Source organism: Gimesia aquarii (assembly GCF_007748175.1).
Classification (GTDB): Bacteria; Planctomycetota; Planctomycetia; order Planctomycetales; family Planctomycetaceae; genus Gimesia; species Gimesia aquarii_A.
Genome location: NZ_CP037422.1, coordinates 3,899,514 through 3,920,637 on the forward strand (window position 1 = coordinate 3,899,514; position 21,124 = coordinate 3,920,637).

Sequence of the window (21,124 nt, forward strand, 5' to 3'; positions counted from 1 at the left end):
TCATACCGCTACCTTTTCCAATTTTGGTCGCCAGGGAAAGAACGCACTCGTCGTTCGCTGATATTCCCGATACGCATCCCCGCGGCTCTTTAGCGCCTGTGCTTCGGTTGGCGGAATTCCTGTTACGTTAAGAATGAAATGCAGCATCAATAGTGGCCCCAATATGGTAACCCATCCCCAAGGTGCGGTTACCGCCAGGCACACATAAGCCCACCAATGTAGCCATTCAAAAAAATAGTTTGGATGCCGTGAATACTTCCAAAGCCCTTCCTGACAAACTTGCCCCTGATTTTCAGACTTCGCTCTAAATCGAGCAAGTTGCCAATCGGCGATGAGTTCACCAATAATAGCGATAAGCCAGATGCAGATTCCGAGAAGATCAAAAATACCTAGTGATGATTTACCACGTGCAGCAATTAACATGGGTAATGCAAACAGAAGACTGCCGATCGCCTGGAATTGAAAGAACCAGAACAGCTTTAATTGTGCCACAGCGCCCCAGTCTTTTTTCAAAGACTGATAACGACCATCCTCGGGCATGGTAAAAACACGCCACAAAATATACGCACTCAAACGTATCGCCCAGACGAGTGAAAGCGTTGCGATGATTATTCTTCGCGTCAAATCACCATCTGTACTACCCCAGGCAAAAAACAGAGCCAGCAGACCAACCCCCATTCCCCAGGCAACATCAACAATTCCTGCATCATTTGTACGACGCTGAAAGCCCCATAATAAGGACATCACAATCGCCATCGAGAACCAAGCAATGAGTATCATCAACCACGGGTTCACGTTCACATCTCCTGTCTGGAGAAACCAGTTGTCTCAAAGGAATGCTTGACTAAGTCGAAGCGACTTTCTGGTTTGGCAAATAACATTTGAACGGTATTACATTGGCGTTCTTCAAACGCAGCCTCACAGTAGCTAAAATAGTAATTCCACATCCGAATAAATGACTCAGAATATCCCAGATCTCGAACTTGATCTAAACGATTATTAAACTGCTGCTGCCAGCATCGTAATGTTTGCGCGTAATGTGGAGCAATATCTTCCAATTGCAACAAACGCATATCAGTCACTTTAGAAGTGGATTCCAGTATTGCCGAAACTGACGGGAGGCAACCGCCTGGAAAAATGTACTTGCGAATAAAATCAACATTTCTCAAATACTCCTTGAAACGCTGATCTTTGATCACAATACTCTGCAGTAACATTAATCCATCATCTCGAAGCAAGTTACTGCACTTTTGGAAAAACGTATCGAAATAATGATGGCCAACGGCTTCAATCATTTCTATTGAAACTAATTTATCAAATTTCCCTTGTAAGTCGCGATAATCACACAGTAAAACCGAGACCTGATCTGTAAGTCCTGCATTTTTTACCCGTTCGACAGCCAAATTATATTGCTCACGTGAAATGGTCGTCGTTGTGACTCGGCAACCATAATTCTCTGCAGCATAGATCGCCAGGCCTCCCCAACCTGTGCCGATTTCAACCAGGTGGTCATCAGGTAGTAAATTCAAGTTACGACAAGCACGTGTCATTTTTGCAATCGAAGCATCCTGCATAGTATCTTCAGGATATTTGAACACGCCACTTGAATAGTTCATCGTCTCATCAAGAAATAACCGATAAAAATTATTTCCCAAATCGTAATGAGCGCGAATGTTACGAGTTGCCCCAAATCGAGTATTTTTTCTTAACCAGTGTCCTGTTCTCGCCGTCATCTGGCGAAACCAGGCAAGTCCTCCATCAAAACGATCTGTTACCTCCAAATTTCGAATAAAAATACGAATGAGCGACGTCAGATCATTGCAGGTCCAATCTCCATCAATCAACGACTGTGCAATTCCAAGGCCACCTCCCGTAACTGCACGTCGGTAGAAGCGCGGGTTATGAATTGTAACCTCAACTCGCAAGTTTGCGTTTTGCTCACCAAAGCAGAGTTGCTCTTGCCGATCATTGAGAATGACATGTCCCTGAATCAACCGATTCAATCGCTTGATCAAAAAACTACGAGAAATAGAATTAATCATTCCAAGTTGTGTGGAAGAATCTAGCTCTCGATTGTCAATCGTGTTGTTAAGTGCTGTCATGATTTTGCGGAATTCGTGCTTTGTTCTGTAGATTTCGAATGTTTTGGATGTGGATAAAACGGCACTCTTTTGATCCACAAACGTAAAGCTTGCCAGTAAATTGCTACAAATACATAAAAAGTCATCAATGGAAAACGAAGCAGTGATCGCATCAAACTTGCTGATGTAATTTCACGCCGCTGAAGCCGCATCGTTACGTCAAATTTCTTTTGTTCCAATTGGTGATTTTCAATATTGACCATCAAAGTATCTTGAGGCTCAGACAACCGCCAGTAATATTGCATGTCCATCGGCATAAATGGTGAGACATGAAACTCCTTTACAATTGGTTTTCTGTTGCTTCCCTTAGTGAATTGGGCCGCATCTAAAACATAACAATGCTGTTCTCCCCAAGGTGTATTATTGACTTCAGCCACAACATTTTGAAGATGTTCAGAATTGCGGTCAAAACAAAAGTAAAAAGATACGGGATTCATCACAAAGCCAAAATATCGCAAATGAGTTAGTAACCGAATCGGTCCTTCTGGTTTGGGATAGCCGCTTTCAACTACAATTTCTCGCACAGATTCAGAGAGTGATTTTTGCGGATCGCCTAAGTGATCCTTACGATAGAATCGAGCGAGAGCCGTTCTGTTCACTGACCATAGCAAACGACCTCGAAAAACGTTGTCGAGTTCATCAAGATCCAGATACATCAAAAATATTCGATTTAGAAAGCTGTGTTCAACTGGTGCGAATCGCCGGTGTCGGACCCAACCTTCGTAGATGCCGCTTTCCATGTTTCTCTTGTTCCGTTTAACGCATCACAAACAGTCAATGCACTATTCACACCATCTTCGTGAAAACCATTCCCCCAATAAGCACCACAAAATGATGTACGCCGCTGATTGATGACTTCTGAATGACGTCGTTGTGCAGCAGCACGTCCAACACTAAAAATAGGATGTTCATAGTTGATCCTACGAATGACTTTATTCGGATCCACACGATCCTCACCATTGAGAGTCACGCTAAAAGTGTTACTGGAATTCAGATTTTGCAATAAATTCATATTGTATGTCACGGTCGCTTTCTCATTGCTACCAGGTGGTGCAAAATAATTCCAACATGCCCACGCTCTCCGATTCCGCGGCAAGACTGATATATCAGTGTGTAATTGAGCTACGTTTTTTTCGTAGGGAAATGCCGAAAGTAATTCACGTTCAACAGGTGTTGCATTTTTACCTAGTATATTCAAGGCTTGATCACTATGACACGCAAAAATGACATGGTCAAATCGTTCAGGTGAACCGCCGCGTGGACAGATTTCAACAAAATCTTCTTTTCGAATCACTGAAGTAACTGGAGAATTTGTACGAATCGAGGATGCAAACCGTGTTATCATTGCTTCAACGTAATATTTCGAACCGCCGCGAATGACTCTCCACTGAGGTAAATCTCTGATTGCCAAAATACCGTGATTTTTATAAAACTCGACAATAAAACGGATGGGAAATTTTTCAAAAACTCCGAGTGGACAAGACCAGATAGCCGAACCCATGGGTAGAAAATATTGCTCCAGAAACTCTTTCGAGTAACGTTCACGTGTAAGGTATTCGCCTACAGTTTGAGATTCCTCTTTCGATGCTAAAATAGAAAGAGATTGTTTGTTGAAGCGTAGGATATCTTTTAAAAGTCGATAAAAACGCAAGCTTACCAAATTTCGTCTTTGGGCGAACAAGCCATTTAAATCAGCCCCCCGATATTCCAGTCCCGTTCGAGCACACTTCATACTGAAACTCATTGAAGTGTGTTGCGATGCGATATCTAGATCATTCAATATTCGTGTAAAGTTTGGGTATGTATTGTAATTAAAAACAATGAATCCTGTATCAATGGCATAACGCTCACCATCAAGTTCTACATCAATTGTATTTGTATGACCGCCAATATAACTATTCGCTTCAAATAATGTCAGTTCATGATGCTGATACAAGCCATAGGCGGCAGTTAGCCCCGAGATACCACCGCCAATGATCGCAATTTTCAAATCTCCACCTCATTTTTTTGATAAGTGGTTTGGCAAGCGCTATTTCCATTATTGCATCGCCCAGTCATACTTAATCTTTTTTTCGCAAAAATACGATAGATAAAATCCAGGGATTGAGAAATCACGGGCAATCTGGTTGGTAAGACAAGGTATCGAAAACCAATTACCGTGTAGAGTCGGCGAAACACTTCAACTCCCGTAATCCATCTTCCATCAGGTAACCGTGCATGCATCTCACTCATCAGTTGATCATAAGATTTTCCTAAAGACTGAATATCAAGGCTTGAATCAGAAATATCGGTAAAGAGAATTTTGTTTTGTTTGTCCAAGCGATGAATCATATTTATTTCACGTCGGCATAAAGGGCATGCACCATCATAAAATGCCTCAATTTCGAATTTATGGTTCATAGTATTTCACCTAATCATGTCGCATAGTAGACTCAAACTAAAAACCTGCTAATTCACGTAACATGTCATACTTAGCATCTTCAACCATCGAGCGTAATTTAGCTACAGCACGTTGCTCAAGCTGCCTGACTCGCTCTTTAGAAATCCCAAGCTCATCGGCAAGCTTTTGAAATGTCTTAATACTGCGAAAATTTCCAAGAGCGAAACGGCCTCGAACAATGAATTGTTCGCGCTGATCCAGTTTCTCGATTGTCTTCGTGAGCACATTAGACATTTCTTCCCAAGGTTGCTCACCCATCATTGATCGTTTTGAATCTCTGGTCTCCTCTAGTACACGATCATGAGGTGCCTGAGTGAATCGCATCGTTTCTTTTTTGCGATCGGCAATTTTGCGATAAGCATAGTTTGAAATGGCACGATATGCGTATGTACTAAAACGAAAACCACGATCATAATCAAACTTGTCAACAGCTTTCATCAATGTCCAGATGCCATCACTCAGTAAATCTTCAAAGGTAATATAGGGAGTAACACATTTTTTGATGATTGATACAACAAGTCGCATGTTAGAGCGAAAAATATAGTTACGAATATTCTCTGACTCATGCATTGCCAAATCAATGGCATTGATTTTTTCCAGATCCGGGAAATCGGGGTCAAGCTGTGACCGAAGAGAATTCGCTTTGAATTTGAGAAAGTTCATGCGTCGAAAAAGTGCTCGTTCCTCATCAACTGAAAGGACTTCAGCCTCACAGAGACGTGCTAAATGCGGCGACAGATTTTGAGACTGTTTGTCTTGCATCGAAACATTGGACGCAGCTGATTTTGGAAAGTTTAGACCTTTAAAGGTTTCCAATTCGAAATCTGGGCTGTTAAATGACCGATTGGAAACAAAATCAATCTCAGCGTCTAATAATTTTAAAACACGTTCTTTTAAATTATCTTTAGCGGAATTCATATTTTGACCACCAGAAACAACTGAACATAACGCCATATTACCATCCCCTAGGTTAAATTCGTTCAAAACGTTCAAATTAATTTATAACCGAGGATCGGTGGATTTCAACTGGAAAATCATTCAAAACCGAAAAATAGTTGATAAATTTATATTTTTTAAATTTATATATCAAATAAACAAACTGGCTAATTCAAAAAATCATACTACTATTTATAAAGATTTTAGTAATTGAGCAAAAAACAAATACGTTCATAACGTTCAAAAAAGCAACCTTTAAGAGATTATGATATGAGCGAATTCCTGACACCAAAACAAGTTGCGCGTGCGATTCAAGTGAGTGAATCCTCCGTTAAACGATGGTGCGATAAGGGCACGATTTCCACTCATTACACAGCTGGCGGACACCGTCGTATTTTGCTTTCCGTGCTAATCGACTTTTTAAGATCAAGCAAATACGAGCTGATTCGACCAGAGGTCCTCGGTTTACCGGCAACAACAGGTCAGACAGTTCGTGTAATTGACCGAGCTGCGTCCCAAATCACCGATGCTCTGTTGAATGGTGATGAAGAACAATGCCGCCAAATTGTGTTCGATCTGTATCTTGCAGAACACAGTATGAGTTCTATCTGCGACTTAGTATTCGTGAAAGCATTTGAGGCAATCGGTAACCGATGGAAATGCGGCGATGCTGAGATCTACCAAGAACGCCTTGCTTGTGAAATTACAGTACGTGTGTTTCACGAATTACGCATGCTACTCCCGCCCCCACCACCAGAAGCTCCACTCGCGATTGGGGGTACACTCGAAGGTGATTTATATTCCCTGGCTACAACAATGGTCGAACTGGTACTTCGCGACAACAAATGGAATGCAGTCTCGCTTGGCTCTAACCTGCCATTTAAGACACTCGCTGCGGCCATTAAACAACAGAGACCTCGGTTGATCTGGCTCAGTGTCAGCCACTTGAAAGATGAAGCGAATTTTATTCGTGGTTACACAGAGCTCTATGATGAATTTGGACTGGACGTTGCCTTCGTAGTCGGTGGCCGTGCTTTGAATGAAGAAATTCGACATCAAATTAAATATGCTGCATTTTGCGATAATGTGCAACATCTAGAAGGATTTGGACAGACATTACTCAACGCCACTGAAAAATCATGAAAGTAGAAACTTAACATCATGCGCTGTCAATGATTTTCAATCAGAGTCCGACTAACGATACCTCAATAATTAAGAATCCCCATCTGTTACGGGAATATATTTGTTGTAGAGCTCTGCATAATCTTCACGAACTGGGGTAAATACATCCAAAACAACAGCTGGCCCATCGATGGCGATGACTTTGTGTGGCGTATTTGGAGGGATAATAAACATCGCGCCAGCCTCGACAATCCGCACTTCGTCTCCCATTGTGAACTCTAATTTGCCCTTAAGCAACATCCCTCCCTGCTCGTGGGGATGATCGTGCAAAGGAACAACTGCTCCCTCATCCATTTCCAGATAAGACAACATCAGATTTTCCCCATAGGGAGTACGCATTTTGCAGCCAGGAAGAACTTCTAACGGTTTTACTGTATTGATGTCAATAAACGGCATATCTATCAAGTTCCTTAGTAAAGAGACTAATTATACATTCAAATGATTATATCACTCCCAAGTTAAATAAACGGTTAAAGAATTGATAGCTTCCTGAACCTGTAGGCTCAAAAGCCTGTCCAATACCTAAGAACTTCGATTTGGTAGAAATGAAACTGGTAAAAGCCAATTTCGTTGACCACAATGTGATAAATCGTTTATTACCACAGAACTTCCAGAGGACAGATTCGATAATGTATGTGCCATCTGCTTTCAGCATTACGGATTTGAATGAACTTCATAATTTTATAGAACAACACAGTTTTGCGACTCTGATTTCCCAAATGGATAATGAACCATTTGCCAGCCATTTACCTATTTTACTTGATCGCAAACAAGGTAGATTAATTGGTCATTTTGCAAGAGCGAATCCACATGCCGAGATGAAACAGCACCAGAGTGTGCTCACCATTTTCCATGGCCCCCACGCTTATATCTCACCAACCTGGTACGAAAACCCAGATACGGTTCCCACCTGGAATTATCTCGCCGTACATGTCTATGGACGCTATTCCCAAATTGAAGATCCAAAAGAATTGAAGGACATTCTTGAGCAATATGTTGACTTTTTTGAAGCCTCTCAACCTGCTCAATGGTCGATACAAAATGTAGACTCTACGCTTATCAATCAGTTACTGAAGGGGATCGTCGGATTTACGATTGAGATCGACCGCATTGAAGGCAAATTTAAACTCAACCAGAATCACTCAGTTGAACGACGAAAAAAAGTCATCAATCATTTAAAGCAAGAACGTGGCGACAACCCTCAAGCCATCGCCTCGTTGATGCGTGCACAATTAACCGATTAACGGGCATACTCAATCGTACGCGACTCTCGCATGACTGTCACACGAACTTCACCTGGATACGTTAACGTTTCCTCGATCGCCTTTGCGATGTCTTTACACATTTTTGCCGCTTCACGATCATTTACCTGATCTGAATCCACAATAACACGCACTTCTCTCCCCGCTTGAATGGCATAGGTATGGTCGACACCTGGAAATCCACAAACAAGTGTTTCCAACTCTTCTAAACGTCGAACATATTTCTCAAGTGTATCTCGACGCGCTCCCGGACGTGAAGCAGAACACGCATCAGCGGCAGCTACTAATACGGTATAGATATAATCAGGACGAATATCATCATGGTGTCCCGCCGCCGCATGTACAACTTCCTGCGACTCTCCATATCGTTTCAACAACTGGGCACCGACAGCAGGATGCCCCCCTTCCATCTCATGGTCTGCTGCTTTTCCAACATCATGAAACAGTCCACACCGACGAGCAATTGTACCATCCAGACCAAGTTGTTCTGCCATAATACCAGTTAACGCAGAAACCTCGATTGAATGCCTTAACACATTTTGACTATAACTTGTTCGAAAATGGAGTCTCCCCAACAAGTCGACTAACTTGGGATTCACCCCTGAGATATTCACTTCCTGACATGCATTCTGTCCCATTGTCTGAATATACTCTTCAAGCTCTTTCTGAGTCTCCTCAACAACTTCTTCGATACGAGCAGGATGAATTCGACCGTCGTTGACTAATTTCTGAAGAGACATTTTACCAATCTGACGCCGCACATTATCAAATGCAGACACGACAACGACCCCCGGAGTATCGTCTACAATCACATCAACTCCAGTCGCTTTTTCAAAAGCGCGAATATTGCGACCCTCGCGACCGATAATCCGCCCTTTCATTTCTTCTTCTGGCAATTCCACAGTGGAAACTGTTGTTTCTGCTACATGACCAGAGGCAAACCGCTGAACGGCCATTCCAATCGTCTCACGCGCAATTTTATCACACGTCTGTTTTAATTCAGCTTGATGCTTGAGAATCAGTGCCCCGGTTTCATTCTTCAAATCTCCTTCCAAACGATCCAATAACATCTTGGAAGCGGTCTCTCGATCAAGTCCACTAATCTTAAACAGCTCTTCTTGCTGGCTTTTAAGGGCGCGCTCGAGTTCCTGTTCTCTGGCTTCGACCGCCTTGGATCGGGATGCAATTTTGGATTGAGTTGCCTGAATCATGGCTTCCTTTTTGAGGAAATCTGCTTGTTGGTCCTCTAAAGTGGCTTCTCGCTTACTAAGTTTCTTTTCAATCGACCATAGCTCTTCTCGTTGTTTGTTAACATCTTCTTCAAGAGCTTCTCGACGTTGCAACAACTCTTCTTTGGCTTCCAGCTTTTGGCTCTTGAGCAAATTTTCTGAATCGATTTCTGCTTGTTTCAGAATCTGTGCATACGATTGGTAAGCGGATCCGCGGCGAATTCGATCAAAAAAATAACCAATGACAGCCCCGACGATAAACGCCAGGCCAGCCCCAATAGCAACTTCAGTAAACATATTCCAGGTGCTTCCTATGCGCCTATAGTGAAAGTCCCTTTCCTGTTATCCGCTATATGGCCTTAGCAAACAACAGAGACAAAATTGAACTCATCTCGATTTAAACTCCAAAAAGAGAATAAACAGATCAGCACAAATCATGTTGTCAGGAATTTCTTTAGGATGACAGGAGCGCCAGAGAGTTTTGAAATTAAATATGCCTGATTAAAGAAATGAATTCAATGACATGATTTAATTTTTTGCAGCCCAGGATAACACTTATACAACAAACAGATAGTCCGTATTTTGATCTAGTTATCGACGTTTAAAACGACATTCGTCAGATCTTACCTTTACGGGCACACGAGACCGCTGCTCTATTCCCAAACGAGACAAAAAACGACGCACGATCTCATTTCTCTGTTTCAATTGAGTCATAAACTCAACATCCCAAAAGTGACTTCTCTTAAAAGAAGACGACTCTCGAGAACGAATCAGCGTCGGCAATACTCTCACCAATTTAGTAAGAAGAACATAAATTGCTAAAATTGTCTCATTGAGAATACCAAACATTGTTGATTTTCCAATTCCACTGAACCTGGGACTACTTTTAAAAACTCTTTAATTACAGTGATTTATTCAACACACATTGAGTCAAAAAATGTCGCTGTAACAATGCTCCCTAACAAACCAAGAAATGCCGAAAGGAAACCTAAAAAATAAAAAACGATGAAATTATTATGAAAAGTGAACGCCCACGCCTCTAGTAAAAAACAGAATTACTCATCTCCTAATTTGAAGAGAATAAGATCTTCAAAAAAAGACGGAATCAGTCTCAAACTGAAACGTAGGTGAAACTTCTCTTAAATTTCCATTATTTATGGTAACAAGACAAATCTAGTTTCGATAGTATATAGTTACAAATATTGGCTGAAACTCAAATCTCACTCTCTGAAGCTATTACTATAACTTCTTAATCTCTCCCACTTTCCAGAATTCAATTTCTCGATGAACCAGTTTGTTCAAGCAGTAAAACAGGGGTTACTTGAATGTGAAGGGCGGGTTGAATCAGAATCCCTAAAAGATATTAACGCAAGTCCACCTACTTCTATTTTAGAAAATCGCATTCTGATCGCTGTCTCAGGAGGAGCAGACAGTGTTGCTTTAATGCAAGCATTACACCAATTAAGCAATTCATCCTACACTGCTTCGTTAACCGTGGCGCATTTCAATCATGGCTTGAGAGGAAATCGCTCGGACACTGATGCGAAATGGCTCAAAACCGAATGTGAGCGGTTGGCAATCCCTTTTGTTTATGAAAAACAGGAACTAAGCCGTCTTCAACAAGAATCGGGTGAAGGTTTAGAAGAACTCTGCAGAAAGGTGCGGTACGACTTTTTAGTCCGCATGGCCCAGGAAAATCAGTGCACACGAATTGCCATTGCACATACATGCGACGATCAAGCTGAGACTGTCTTGCACCATATTATCAGAGGTACTGGAATCTCAGGTCTCAAAGGAATCCCTCGTATTCGCCATTTGCAGAAGGGAATTTTTTTAATCCGTCCTCTACTCGAAATCAGCCGCGGAGAAATACTCAACTATTTAAAAATATGCTCTCAAGAATTTCGACAAGATGAAACTAACTCTGATGTCAAATTCACTCGAAACCGCATACGACACGAATTATTACCTTTCTTAAAAAAAGAACTGAATTCAAACGTAATTCAAGCATTAAACCGGCTCTCTCATCAGGCCGATGAAGTGAGCACGCTTATTGATGAACAAGCGGAGCAGATATTGACTGCCGCAACCTTAGACAAAAATCAGGAAATATGGCGATTAGATTGCGATGTTTTTAAAAATACTCCAGACTATATCATTCGACAATGTTTTCTAAAAATATGGCAAAGAATGGATTGGCCACGAAAACGAATGGGCTTTGATCACTGGCAAAGATTGTTAAAACTCTCCAGGTCGGATCAGAAATTAAATCTGCCGGACGGAATCAATGCAGAGCGCCGTGAACGACTACTTATTTTACGCAGGTTGAAAGCCCCCACTTTATAGTAAGCCCCGGGAATCTGATAAACATTCGCATTCCAGCATATGTATTGTGGAAAATTTGTTTCAGGTTGGTTAGAATCTGGCGTTGCTGATAAAAAATGCAACACCGCTTCGTCACGATTTGAGAGTCAAGATGAAGTATGTTTTGTGTTATTGTCGTGTGATCAAGACCATTCGAAGCACCCATTCCTGATCAGCTTCCGATCTTAATCGCTTCTGAATTAATACTGCTTGTAAAACACATTACACCCGTTTCTCGCCCTGTTCAATCAAAGAAATTGCAACTATGAATAACAATAAACCACTGTTTATTGCGAGCTTTATGACACTCATTGCCGCCGGCGTGGGTTTCGCAATCCGAGGAGGTATCCTGGCGGACTGGGGTGCCCAATACGGTTTTACTAAACTGGAACTGGGAACAATTACTGGAGGTGGCCTTGTTGGTTTCGGAATTGTGATTCTGTTAGCCAGCCTCATTACCGACAATGTTGGTTACAAACCAATCTTGCTGTTGGCTTTTATATTACATGTACTTTCTGCATTAGTGACTTTTGCGGCAACTCCGATTTTCGAATCCGTAGGTAAGGATGGAACTTACTGGTGTCTCTACGTTGGTATGTTTATGTTTGCTGTTGCCAATGGTCTCTGTGAAGCGGTAATTAATCCGCTCGTTGCCACTCTCTACCCTAAACAGAAAACCCACTACCTAAATATTTTACATGCGGGCTGGCCTGGCGGATTGATTATTGGTGGAATCATCGCCGCAATATATGGTAATTTAAAAGAAACGATTCCCGGACTCCGCTGGGAAATACCTATGGCGGTCTTTTTGATTCCGACTCTGATTTATGGATTCATTGTCATTAAAGAAAAGTTCCCACTTTCGGAGGCCAAATCTGCCGGCGTAAGTTACGGACAGATGCTGATGACATTTGCCAGTCCATTACTTATATTCTTACTCTTCTTACATGCTTGTGTGGGATATGTAGAGCTAGGAACTGATAGCTGGATTGCGAGTATTACAGATTCTATTCTGACTGGTCAGGGGCTGATTCTATTCGTTTATGCATCCCTGATCATGTTTGTCCTGCGATTCTTTGCTGGCCCGATTGTAGAAAGAATTAACCCGCTGGGTCTGCTCTGTGTGAGTGCATGCTTTGGCGCTGTTGGCTTATACATGATTGGCTCTTTTGAAGCTGCTTATATGATCTGGATCGCGGTCACCGTGTATGGTCTAGGAAAAACTTTTCTCTGGCCAACCATGCTTGGTGTCGTTGGCGAACGTTTCCCTCAAGGGGGCGCGATTACGATGGGAGCGATGGGCGGTATTGGAATGCTTTCCGCCGGTCTCTTGGGTGGTCCTGGAATTGGTTATAATCAAGACTATTACGCTACCAAAGATCTGGAAAAACTCTCACCTCAAGCGTATGAACGGTATTCCGTCGCAGAGAAAAGTGGCTTCTTGTTTTTGCCCAAGATTAAAGGGCTCGATGGAGCCAAAGTAAGTGTTCTTAATAACGATGGCAAAGATTTGGAAGAAACCGTCACACAACTAAAAAAAGAAGGCAAAACGGATAAAAATATTACCGCACTTAATGAATGGTGGCAGGGTGCAAAGAAATATGCTTCTGAAGACAAGGAGCCTGTAGATGAAGCAGGGATCTATGGTGGTCGTATGGCATTGAAATGTACGGCGTTAGTGCCTCTGATCATGGCCATTGGTTACTTTATTCTCGTCTTATACTTCCGCTCCAAGGGTGGATATCAGGTTGAGGTTCTCCACGGTGAAGAACCCATCGGAGAGCATTATACTGGCGGTATTGAAGGCCCCATCGAATAACGGCAGATACTCTTATATCTGTAGATCACTTTTAACGACCACCTGAATTCAGGTGGTCGTTTTTTCTTCAAATCAATACAGCGAAATCACTTAGAAATGAGAGTCTATCTCTCTTCGTTTAGACTTGCACCAGACAAAGCTCGAAATTGATGGAAAGGGCCGGATCGAAAAGATTCAAAACGGTATTCATCAACGTCAATGGGTTGACTTTTTGAGCAATAGCTGGATAACAGAACTATATTATCCCAAAGATTTTACAACTATATACTCCTCGATACTTCGTCTAAAGCGACAGGTTTTACCAAATGCACGATTCGTTCCCGGAGACTCCTACTTTTGTAACCCATCTTGAATGTGGCATGGAACGCGACCACTATGCAGCCGATCAATTGCACGGTCTTTCACAGGCAGGAAAACCACTACTGGTTAAATACGATTTAAACCAAATTGCACTGTCAGTCTCTCAAGCGGACCTGGCAAGCCGCCCAGCAAATCTCTGGCGTTACCGAGAATTCCTGCCGGTTCGTAAATCAGAAAATATTGTCAGTTTGGGAGAAATTCAAACTCCGTTGATCCCTGCTCCGAATTTGCAGGGTGGTAAAGGTTCAATCTGGATCAAAGATGAAGGTCGACTTCCCACCGGTTCGTTTAAAGCACGCGGACTTTGTATGGCAGTCTCAATGGCGAAAGAGCTTGGCGTTACAAAAGTAGCCATGCCCACAAATGGTAATGCCGGCTCAGCACTAGCTGCCTACGGAACACGTGCCGGTATGAAGTCTTATATATTCTGCCCAGAAGATACCCCCGAAATCAATGTGCGTGAGATTGCCGCGCAAGGTGCACAGGTCTGGCGGGTCAACGGATTGATCAATGACTGTGGCAAGATCGTTGCACAGGGAAAAGAATCTGTAGGCTGGTTTGATTTCTCAACACTCAAAGAACCCTATCGTATTGAAGGTAAAAAAACGATGGGCCTGGAACTAGCTGACCAGATGGGATGGCAGGTTCCCGATGTCATTTTTTATCCCACCGGCGGCGGAACCGGCCTGATCGGCATGTGGAAAGCTTTTAACGAGCTTAAAGAAATTGGCTGGCTGACAGGAAAACTGCCTCGTATGGTTGCCGTCCAGGCGAGTGGATGCGCTCCAATGGTAAAAGCATATGACGAAGGCAAAGAACACGCCGATCTCTGGGAAAATGCACATACTGTAGCAGCAGGCATTCGTGTACCTGTTGCCGTTGGTGATTTTCTAATCTTGCGGGCAGTGCGAGAAAGCCAAGGGTTCGCCACTGCCGTGGATGATGCGCAAATCACCGCAGCATTAGACGAAGTCTCCCGCCAGGAAGGCTTCCTCATGTGCCCGGAAGGGGCCGCAACTTATGCAGCGTATAAGCAGGAACTCATATCAGGACGTATCAGCCCCGATGAAAGCGCTGTTTTATTTAATTGTGCATCTGGTTTGAAATACGAACTCCCCCCCGCTGATCAGTCAATCGATATCACTCAGCCGATTGACTTCTCTCTTTTTACCTGAAATGTATGACCTTTTGAAATACCAGAGTGGAAAGCGTTGAGATGAACGATGTTCTAGTAACCGAGAATATTCAAGGGGCGGCCATGAATCGCCTCATAAAGGATCTTGACGTCGAATTCGATGAATACCTCTGGCAAAATAGAGATTTACTCAAACAGAAAATCCAGAAAACCCAAGCTTTAATCGTAAGAAATCAGACACAAGTCAACCAGGAGCTGATTGATGCTGCTCCTCATTTGAAAATCGTGGCACGAGCAGGCGCTGGCCTCGATAATGTAGATACACAATATGCGCACGAGAAAGGGATTGTGGTCTGTTTTACTCCCGATGCGAATTCTCTCTCTGTGGCAGAGCTAACGATTGGCTTAATGCTTTCCTTGTTACGAAAGATACCCGAAGCACGCCAGGATACTCTGACAGGAGGCTGGAATCGACTCAAGTTTACCGGCTCTGAACTTTATGGTAAGACATTCGGCCTGATTGGGATGGGCCGCATTGGAACTTTGACAGCGACTCGTGCTCACGCTTTCGGAATGAAAATTATCGCAGCGGACCCCTATCTCTCTGCAGATGCACCGCAACTCGAGCAATTAAACGGACAACTTGTGCCTCTGGATGCACTGCTCTCCCAGGCAGATGTCGTCTCCTGTCATAGCCCTTTGACATCGAATACCAGAAAAATGTTGACTTATCAGCATTTTTGCAAAATGAAACCAGACGCATTTTTTATCAACACCTCACGTGGAGAAGTAGTCGACGAACATGGCCTGACGCAAGCACTCCTGGAACATAAACTGGCCGGTGCGGCGCTGGATGTCAGAGAAACTGAGCCTCCCCTACAAAGTCCTTTAAACCAGATGGAAAACGTTATCTTAACTCCCCATATCGCCGCCTTTACTCTTGAAGCACAAAACCGCGTGGTTGAGTCTGTTTGTCAAGATGTGCGTTTAGTGCTGAGCGGACATAAAGCGATCAATGTTTTTGAACCTTAATCTGAGAGAATCAGCTTGATGCAGAACGAACTGAAAGAAGACAAATGGTATCATGGTATTTCTCGTTACCAATGGCTCGTGCTGACGATCGCTTCTCTGGGTTGGGTTTTTGATGTCTTCGAAGGACAAATCTTCGTCGCTAGCATGAACGAAGCCATGCCCTCTCTCATTAAAACAGAACCATTAGATGAAGTAGCCCAAAAGAATCCCATTGCTGTTGAGGAACATCAAAAAGAGATTAAAGGTCGTCTGGCTCTTTACAATAATGTCGCCTTAGGCGCTTTTTTGATTGGAGGCGCTTTGGGAGGCATCGCATTTGGTGCTTTAAGCGACCGGATTGGTCGCAAAAAGACAATGTCACTGACAATCTTATTCTACTCATTATTTACATGTCTCTCTGCGTTTTCCCAAGAATGGTGGCAGCTCGCTGGTTTTCGTTTTCTGGTCGCGTTAGGAGTAGGAGGTGAATGGGCAGTTGCCAGTACATTAGTTGCAGAATCGTTTCCCCCTAAAGCGCGCGCACGGGTTGGCAGTATCTTTCATGCATCAAGTGTTCTTGGAACATACCTCGCGATTCTGGCTGGTGCGTTTATCATTGGGAACGAAAGTATTCTCGAGTATGCCAAGGAAGCAGGTTATCCTAGTCTTCCGTGGCGAATCGGATTTGCATTAGGAGTTGTGCCTTCATTTTTGATCATCTGGATTCGGCGATCCTTGAAAGAACCGGATTCCTGGAAACATGCACAGGAAACTGCAAAACAAGATACCAGCCAATCGATGGGCAGCATTAGTAATCTGTTTTTACCGCAATTTATAAAGAGCACATGCATTGGAGTCCTTTTGGCAGCGATCGGACTGGCAACATTCTGGGGGGTGCACATTTATGGCAAAAATGTTTTTTTGAACTCGGTCAAAAATGATTATATCATTGAACACTTTGAGGGGCAAATAGATGTACCGAAAGAACAAAAAGACGAATATTTTCAAACTATCAAAGCGACTTTAAAAAAGTGGGAGATGCTGGGTATGTTTTTGGCAACAACCGGTGGAGGATTGGGGCTGTTAGCATTTGGGCCGCTTTGTGAATGGTTTGGAAGACGTGGCGCGTTTTTTCTATTTCACGTTGGTGGGCTGATCAGCACGGTGTTGCTTTTTCAAGTCTTCCATAATACTGTTGTCATTGGCTGTTTTTTACCTGTTTTTGGCTTTCTGACTTTAGGTATGCATGCAGGTTATGCAATTTACTTCCCGGAACTTTATCCCACACGTCTCAGAGGAACAGGGACAGGATTCTGCTTCAATGCAGGACGCATTCTTGCGGCTCCCATCTTGTTTATTGGTGGTTGGATGCAAAAAGATTGGGGATATACCCTGGCACAAACTGCAACAATCCTTAGTATGCTCTATATTATTGGAGCTATCCTGCCCTTCTTTGCCAAAGAAACCAAAGGTAGTGCATTGATGGAATAACAACTCCCTCCTGCTGCGTTCACTCTCGCTTAACCGGGTAATGCATCCCTGCATCACTCATTATGACTTGTATACGATAATGATGTTTTCTGATCCACAATTGTGGTTAATAGTGCTTTCGATTGTTTTCATTGCGGCTTTGATTCAGGGTATCATCGGGTTTGGATATGCGATTGTCGCGATGGCTACTCTGCCGTTAGTGATTAATTTTCGCGAGGCAAACTTGCTGGTCGCCTTCAGTATTGTATTGCCTGTCATCTGGATTTTCTGGAATTATCGTCGGCACTCTAATGCCCGGATTCTGGCAGGCGCGATTATTGGTTCGCTGATCGGCTTACCATTGGGTATGCTAATCTTTACACTCGTTAAAATTGATCTCCTGGTGCGGGGCACCGGACTGGTGATTCTGTTAATTACGATTGACGGATTTTTCAAACGAACACCCGCTGTTATGGAAGAACAGCAAAACCCAACATCTCTCTGGGGTACTTTTGCTGGTTTTTGTAGTGGATTCCTTGCGGGTACGACAAGTATTGCGGGTCCTCCCATCGTGATCTATGCAATTCGTCAACCATGGACTCAAGATCAATATAAAGGGTTCATTTTCGGTTTTTTTATTTTGATCTCCATCTCTAGAGTCATTGGACTATCATTAATGGGATGGGCAACTTCAGAAGTGTTGCTGACCACCTGCATCCTTATTCCAGTTGTCATTTTAGGTATGAAACTGGGGACGCTTTTGGGACCACAAATTAATCCGGTGTTATTCAAACGATGTCTACTCTCACTGCTGGGCGTGTTCTCGCTATATATGCTCATTATAGGCAGTTCGCCTCGTGCTGACTCCACTGAATTAAAAGTCGATCTTTCCAAGCGCCCCTTCCTGAAAAAGCAAGCAGACGATTAAGAATCAAACGAGTTCCTGTTCCGAATCCACTCAAGAACCTGATGTTGTTCCCAGAGAAGATTGTTATCAATTTCAACCTGCTGTTCAATCATTTCAAGTTCATCAATCGTATCGACATCGGTCAAGAGGGGAAGTTGATGGATCTTCCCACGTCTTTGGATCTGCTCAAGCAACTTTTCGGTAGTATTGGAAGCGCTATAGGGAATATTGAGCCATTCTTTCTGAGTCAGACTGACCTGGCTACCAAACAAATAAAAACCACCATCAATGGCGGGCCCAATTACGAATTGAGGCTGATCAGTTTTTTTTGAGAGGAGTTCAATGGCTTCTAACAGATAACTAACGGGAAGTTGAGGACTGTCCGCGCCAAGAAAGATAATATAATCGTGCGCATCGAACAGGCACTGATCAATGTGCGCCAGGCGCATCCCTAAATCCCCTGTTCCTTGAAAAACAGTGGAAAACTCTTTCCAGATCGGACTCGACAGCGCCGCTTCCTCAGCAACTGCCCAATAAGGAACAACAGGTTCTCGTTCTGAAACATATCGAACCACTGCCTCAACCGCTTTAGCCGAAAGTGTATGGAATTGTTCTGCCTGAGTTTGCCCGATGGATTGAGCCAATCTGGTTTTTAAAGGTGAAAAACCAGGAGTTTTTACGAAGATGGCGATTGCGCCTTGCCTTGCTACCATGAACCAATACGTTCTTTTAACAAAAGAATAAATTGTGGAATGGCCTGATTTACCGTAAGTACAAGGTGCGTGGCAGTGATTTTCAACCAACCTTGTTGCTGATATTTTCTGGAACTGGTTTCAATCGTTGCACCAGTGCATTTTAAACGAATTCTATTTCGACGCGCTTTCCAGACCAAAAGATGGTCTTCTCCATAAGAGACCGATTCATCGTAACAACCAAGTTCAAAAAACAGATCACGTTTCAGACAAAGCCCCTGATCTCCAAATGGAATCCCCAAATAATGTGAACGAAAATAAACCCCCCATCTGTTAAGTTGCATTAGAAAATGGCTCTGGTCATGAAATTTTAAATTAAAATAATGCAAAGCATGAGGACTCGACTTCAAAGACTGTATCAAAAATCGAACTGCCGGTTCACTCAACCGCGAATCCGAATGTAAAAATAAAAGATAAGAACAATGCGATTCAGATGCCCCTCGGTTCATTTGAACTGCTCTGCCAGTCGAAGAACGATCCCAATGACTTCGACCACCAATCTCAAACTGATGTACCAGTTCATCAAACTCAGTTGGTTGGTTACCACTACCGATGAATAAAAATTCAGTCGAGTCCGGAAAAAAAGATAAATCCTTGATTAATGCCTTCCAATGATCTTCACCATCCAGAACAGGAATCACTACGGAAAGCTGAGGCTCTGAAACCATCTCGTGACTTGAACTCATTTTTTTCGGGTTGAACTTGTAAAATGTGATTTGATTCACAGTTTTTTTGTCCATAATAATGGATACTATAAATATCAAAAAGTCGCTATCTCTCTGGAACAACAATATTTCTCGACTTCTTTGACATGATTATACTAACATGTCATTTAGATCCAGATCGTAATCAAGGTTCTTCCGGGAATTCAACAGACTGACATTGGAATTGAAAGGAACTCAGACAACCATGAATTCAGTGAACGCACACCAGATTTCTACAGAAGAAGAATCTGTTTATTCACGTTACGCCGATGCTGCAAATCAAAAAGAACCAGCTCTGTGTTGCCCTGTTGAATACAACACCGAATACTTATCAATCATTCCCGAGGAAATTCTGGAACGTGATTATGGCTGTGGCGATCCAACTTCATATCTTTCGGCAGGCGATACTGTTGTCGACCTGGGTTCAGGAGGCGGAAAAATTTGTTACATCGCCTCGCAAATTGTGGGAGCTGAAGGAAAAGTGATTGGAGTCGACTGCAATGCAGAAATGTTGTCACTAGCCAGAAAATACCAACAGCAGGTTTCCGATCGACTGGGATTCGCAAATGTCGAATTCCGTTGTGGCTTGATTCAAGACTTAAAATTGGATCTGGATCAGCTAAATCAGGAATTGTCTTCCAACCCGATTGACAGTCATGCGCGTTGGCTGGAATTAAGGAATCTCGAAGAACGTCTACGTCAGGAAGCTCCCATGATTGCAGATGAGAGCGCCGACTGCGTCATTTCTAATTGTGTCCTGAATCTGGTCCGTGAAAGTGACCGCAGTCAACTGCTGGAAGAAGTCTTTCGCGTGTTAAAACGTGGTGGCAAAGCTGTGATCAGCGATATCGTCTGTGATGAAGACGTCCCCCAACATCTGAAACAAGACCCCACGCTCTGGTCGGGCTGTCTCTCTGGTGCTTTTCGTGAAGATGAGTTTTTAAAAGCATTTGAGAGTGCCGGCTTCCATGGCATCGAAATTCTCAAACGCGAAGAAACTCCCTGGCAAACCATTGAAGGAATTGAATTCCGCTCAATCACGGTCTCAGCTTATAAAGGCAAACAAGGACCGTGTCTCGAAAGAAATCAAGCAATGGTTTATCGTGGACCATTTAAAAAAGTTGAAGATGATGATCATCATACTTACTTTCGAGGACAACGAATTGCTGTTTGCGATAAAACCTATCAATTACTACAAGCTCCCCCTTATGAGGGACACTTTATTCCCGTTGAACCTTATCAAAATATACCTCTAGACGAAGCCCAGGAAATGGACTGTCGGCGAAATGTTGTTCGACATCCTCGAGAAACTAAGGGCAAAAACTATGATTTAACAAGTGAAATCATGGAATCCTGTTGCAGTCCTGATAGTGAGTGTTGTTAAATAAAAGACATGACAGAAGATTTGATTC

General features: G+C 43.0%; 19 protein-coding genes. 9 read left to right on the forward strand and 10 right to left on the reverse strand.

Annotation, left to right across the window (positions count from 1 at the left end; genetic code table 11):
• The 6 genes from V202x_RS14950 to V202x_RS14975 are packed head-to-tail and all read right to left on the reverse strand — an operon-like array spanning nt 1 to nt 5,535.
• Complete coding sequence (locus V202x_RS14950) at nt 1–795, reverse strand: DUF1295 domain-containing protein (RefSeq protein WP_145176369.1); 795 nt, start codon at nt 793–795, stop codon at nt 1–3.
• A 2-nt stretch (nt 796–797) separates the two neighbouring features.
• Complete coding sequence (locus V202x_RS14955) at nt 798–2,102, reverse strand: SAM-dependent methyltransferase (protein WP_145176372.1); 1,305 nt, start codon at nt 2,100–2,102, stop codon at nt 798–800.
• Nucleotides 2,099–2,881 (reverse strand): DUF1365 domain-containing protein, encoded by a 783-nt coding sequence (locus tag V202x_RS14960; protein ID WP_145176375.1) that lies wholly within the window; start codon nt 2,879–2,881, stop codon nt 2,099–2,101. The genes V202x_RS14955 and V202x_RS14960 overlap by 4 nt, the downstream gene beginning before the upstream one ends.
• A complete protein-coding gene (locus V202x_RS14965; protein WP_145176378.1) occupies nt 2,812–4,131 on the reverse strand; it encodes an NAD(P)/FAD-dependent oxidoreductase in 1,320 nt (439 codons plus the stop codon). The genes V202x_RS14960 and V202x_RS14965 overlap by 70 nt, the downstream gene beginning before the upstream one ends.
• Complete coding sequence (locus V202x_RS14970; protein ID WP_145176381.1) at nt 4,128–4,541, reverse strand: thiol-disulfide oxidoreductase DCC family protein; 414 nt, start codon at nt 4,539–4,541, stop codon at nt 4,128–4,130. The genes V202x_RS14965 and V202x_RS14970 overlap by 4 nt, the downstream gene beginning before the upstream one ends.
• Nucleotides 4,542–4,578: 37 nt before the next feature.
• Entirely contained in the window at nt 4,579–5,535 is a 957-nt protein-coding gene (locus V202x_RS14975; RefSeq protein ID WP_145176384.1) for a sigma-70 family RNA polymerase sigma factor, read from the reverse strand.
• 252 nt (nt 5,536–5,787) lie between these two features.
• Here V202x_RS14975 and V202x_RS14980 point away from each other — a divergent pair, with 252 nt between their 5' ends.
• Nucleotides 5,788–6,660 carry a MerR family transcriptional regulator gene (locus tag V202x_RS14980; protein WP_145176387.1) on the forward strand — a complete coding sequence of 291 codons (873 nt, stop codon included), beginning with the start codon at nt 5,788–5,790 and terminating at the stop codon, nt 6,658–6,660.
• A 69-nt stretch (nt 6,661–6,729) separates the two neighbouring features.
• Here the strand turns inward: V202x_RS14980 and V202x_RS14985 are convergent, their stop codons facing one another.
• Nucleotides 6,730–7,095, reverse strand: coding sequence for a cupin domain-containing protein (locus V202x_RS14985; RefSeq protein WP_145176390.1), 366 nt, complete (start codon nt 7,093–7,095; stop codon nt 6,730–6,732).
• Between the two features lie 233 nt (nt 7,096–7,328).
• Between V202x_RS14985 and V202x_RS14990 the strand changes: the two genes are divergently transcribed.
• Nucleotides 7,329–7,943 (forward strand): FMN-binding negative transcriptional regulator, encoded by a 615-nt coding sequence (locus V202x_RS14990; protein WP_145176393.1) that lies wholly within the window; start codon nt 7,329–7,331, stop codon nt 7,941–7,943.
• On the opposite strand, the gene rny is transcribed toward V202x_RS14990, so the two are convergent.
• Nucleotides 7,940–9,487, reverse strand: a complete 1,548-nt coding sequence (rny, locus tag V202x_RS14995) for a ribonuclease Y (protein WP_145176396.1) — start codon at nt 9,485–9,487, stop codon at nt 7,940–7,942. The two genes, V202x_RS14990 and rny, sit on opposite strands and share 4 nt — an antisense overlap.
• 987 nt (nt 9,488–10,474) lie before the next feature.
• Between rny and tilS the strand changes: the two genes are divergently transcribed.
• The 6 genes from tilS (at nt 10,475) to V202x_RS15025 (ending at nt 18,277) form a co-directional block, all read left to right on the forward strand.
• Nucleotides 10,475–11,536: a tRNA lysidine(34) synthetase TilS gene (gene tilS / locus V202x_RS15000; protein ID WP_145176399.1), complete on the forward strand. Its 1,062-nt coding sequence runs from the start codon at nt 10,475–10,477 to the stop codon at nt 11,534–11,536.
• Nucleotides 11,537–11,819: 283 nt separating this feature from the next.
• Nucleotides 11,820–13,373: an MFS transporter gene (locus V202x_RS15005; RefSeq protein ID WP_145176402.1), complete on the forward strand. Its 1,554-nt coding sequence runs from the start codon at nt 11,820–11,822 to the stop codon at nt 13,371–13,373.
• A gap of 305 nt (nt 13,374–13,678) precedes the next feature.
• The gene (locus V202x_RS15010) at nt 13,679–14,908 is read left to right on the forward strand and encodes a threonine synthase (protein ID WP_145176405.1); all 1,230 of its coding nucleotides are present in this window, start codon (nt 13,679–13,681) and stop codon (nt 14,906–14,908) included.
• Nucleotides 14,909–14,949: 41 nt separating this feature from the next.
• On the forward strand, nt 14,950–15,900 hold the full coding sequence (locus V202x_RS15015; protein ID WP_145176408.1) for a hydroxyacid dehydrogenase: 951 nt from the start codon (nt 14,950–14,952) through the stop codon (nt 15,898–15,900).
• A gap of 18 nt (nt 15,901–15,918) precedes the next feature.
• Entirely contained in the window at nt 15,919–17,370 is a 1,452-nt protein-coding gene (locus V202x_RS15020; RefSeq protein WP_145176411.1) for an MFS transporter, read from the forward strand.
• Nucleotides 17,371–17,449: 79 nt separating this feature from the next.
• Complete coding sequence (locus tag V202x_RS15025; RefSeq protein ID WP_197992885.1) at nt 17,450–18,277, forward strand: sulfite exporter TauE/SafE family protein; 828 nt, start codon at nt 17,450–17,452, stop codon at nt 18,275–18,277.
• On the opposite strand, the gene V202x_RS15030 is transcribed toward V202x_RS15025, so the two are convergent.
• Complete coding sequence (locus V202x_RS15030) at nt 18,274–18,969, reverse strand: DUF2064 domain-containing protein (protein WP_145176418.1); 696 nt, start codon at nt 18,967–18,969, stop codon at nt 18,274–18,276. The genes V202x_RS15025 and V202x_RS15030 overlap by 4 nt on opposite strands.
• Nucleotides 18,963–19,694, reverse strand: coding sequence for a TIGR04283 family arsenosugar biosynthesis glycosyltransferase (locus tag V202x_RS15035; protein WP_145176421.1), 732 nt, complete (start codon nt 19,692–19,694; stop codon nt 18,963–18,965). Before V202x_RS15035 ends, V202x_RS15030 begins: the two co-directional genes overlap by 7 nt.
• Before the next feature lie 223 nt (nt 19,695–19,917).
• Here V202x_RS15035 and V202x_RS15040 point away from each other — a divergent pair, with 223 nt between their 5' ends.
• Complete coding sequence (locus V202x_RS15040) at nt 19,918–21,096, forward strand: methyltransferase domain-containing protein (protein WP_145176424.1); 1,179 nt, start codon at nt 19,918–19,920, stop codon at nt 21,094–21,096.
• Nucleotides 21,097–21,124 lie beyond the last annotated feature (28 nt).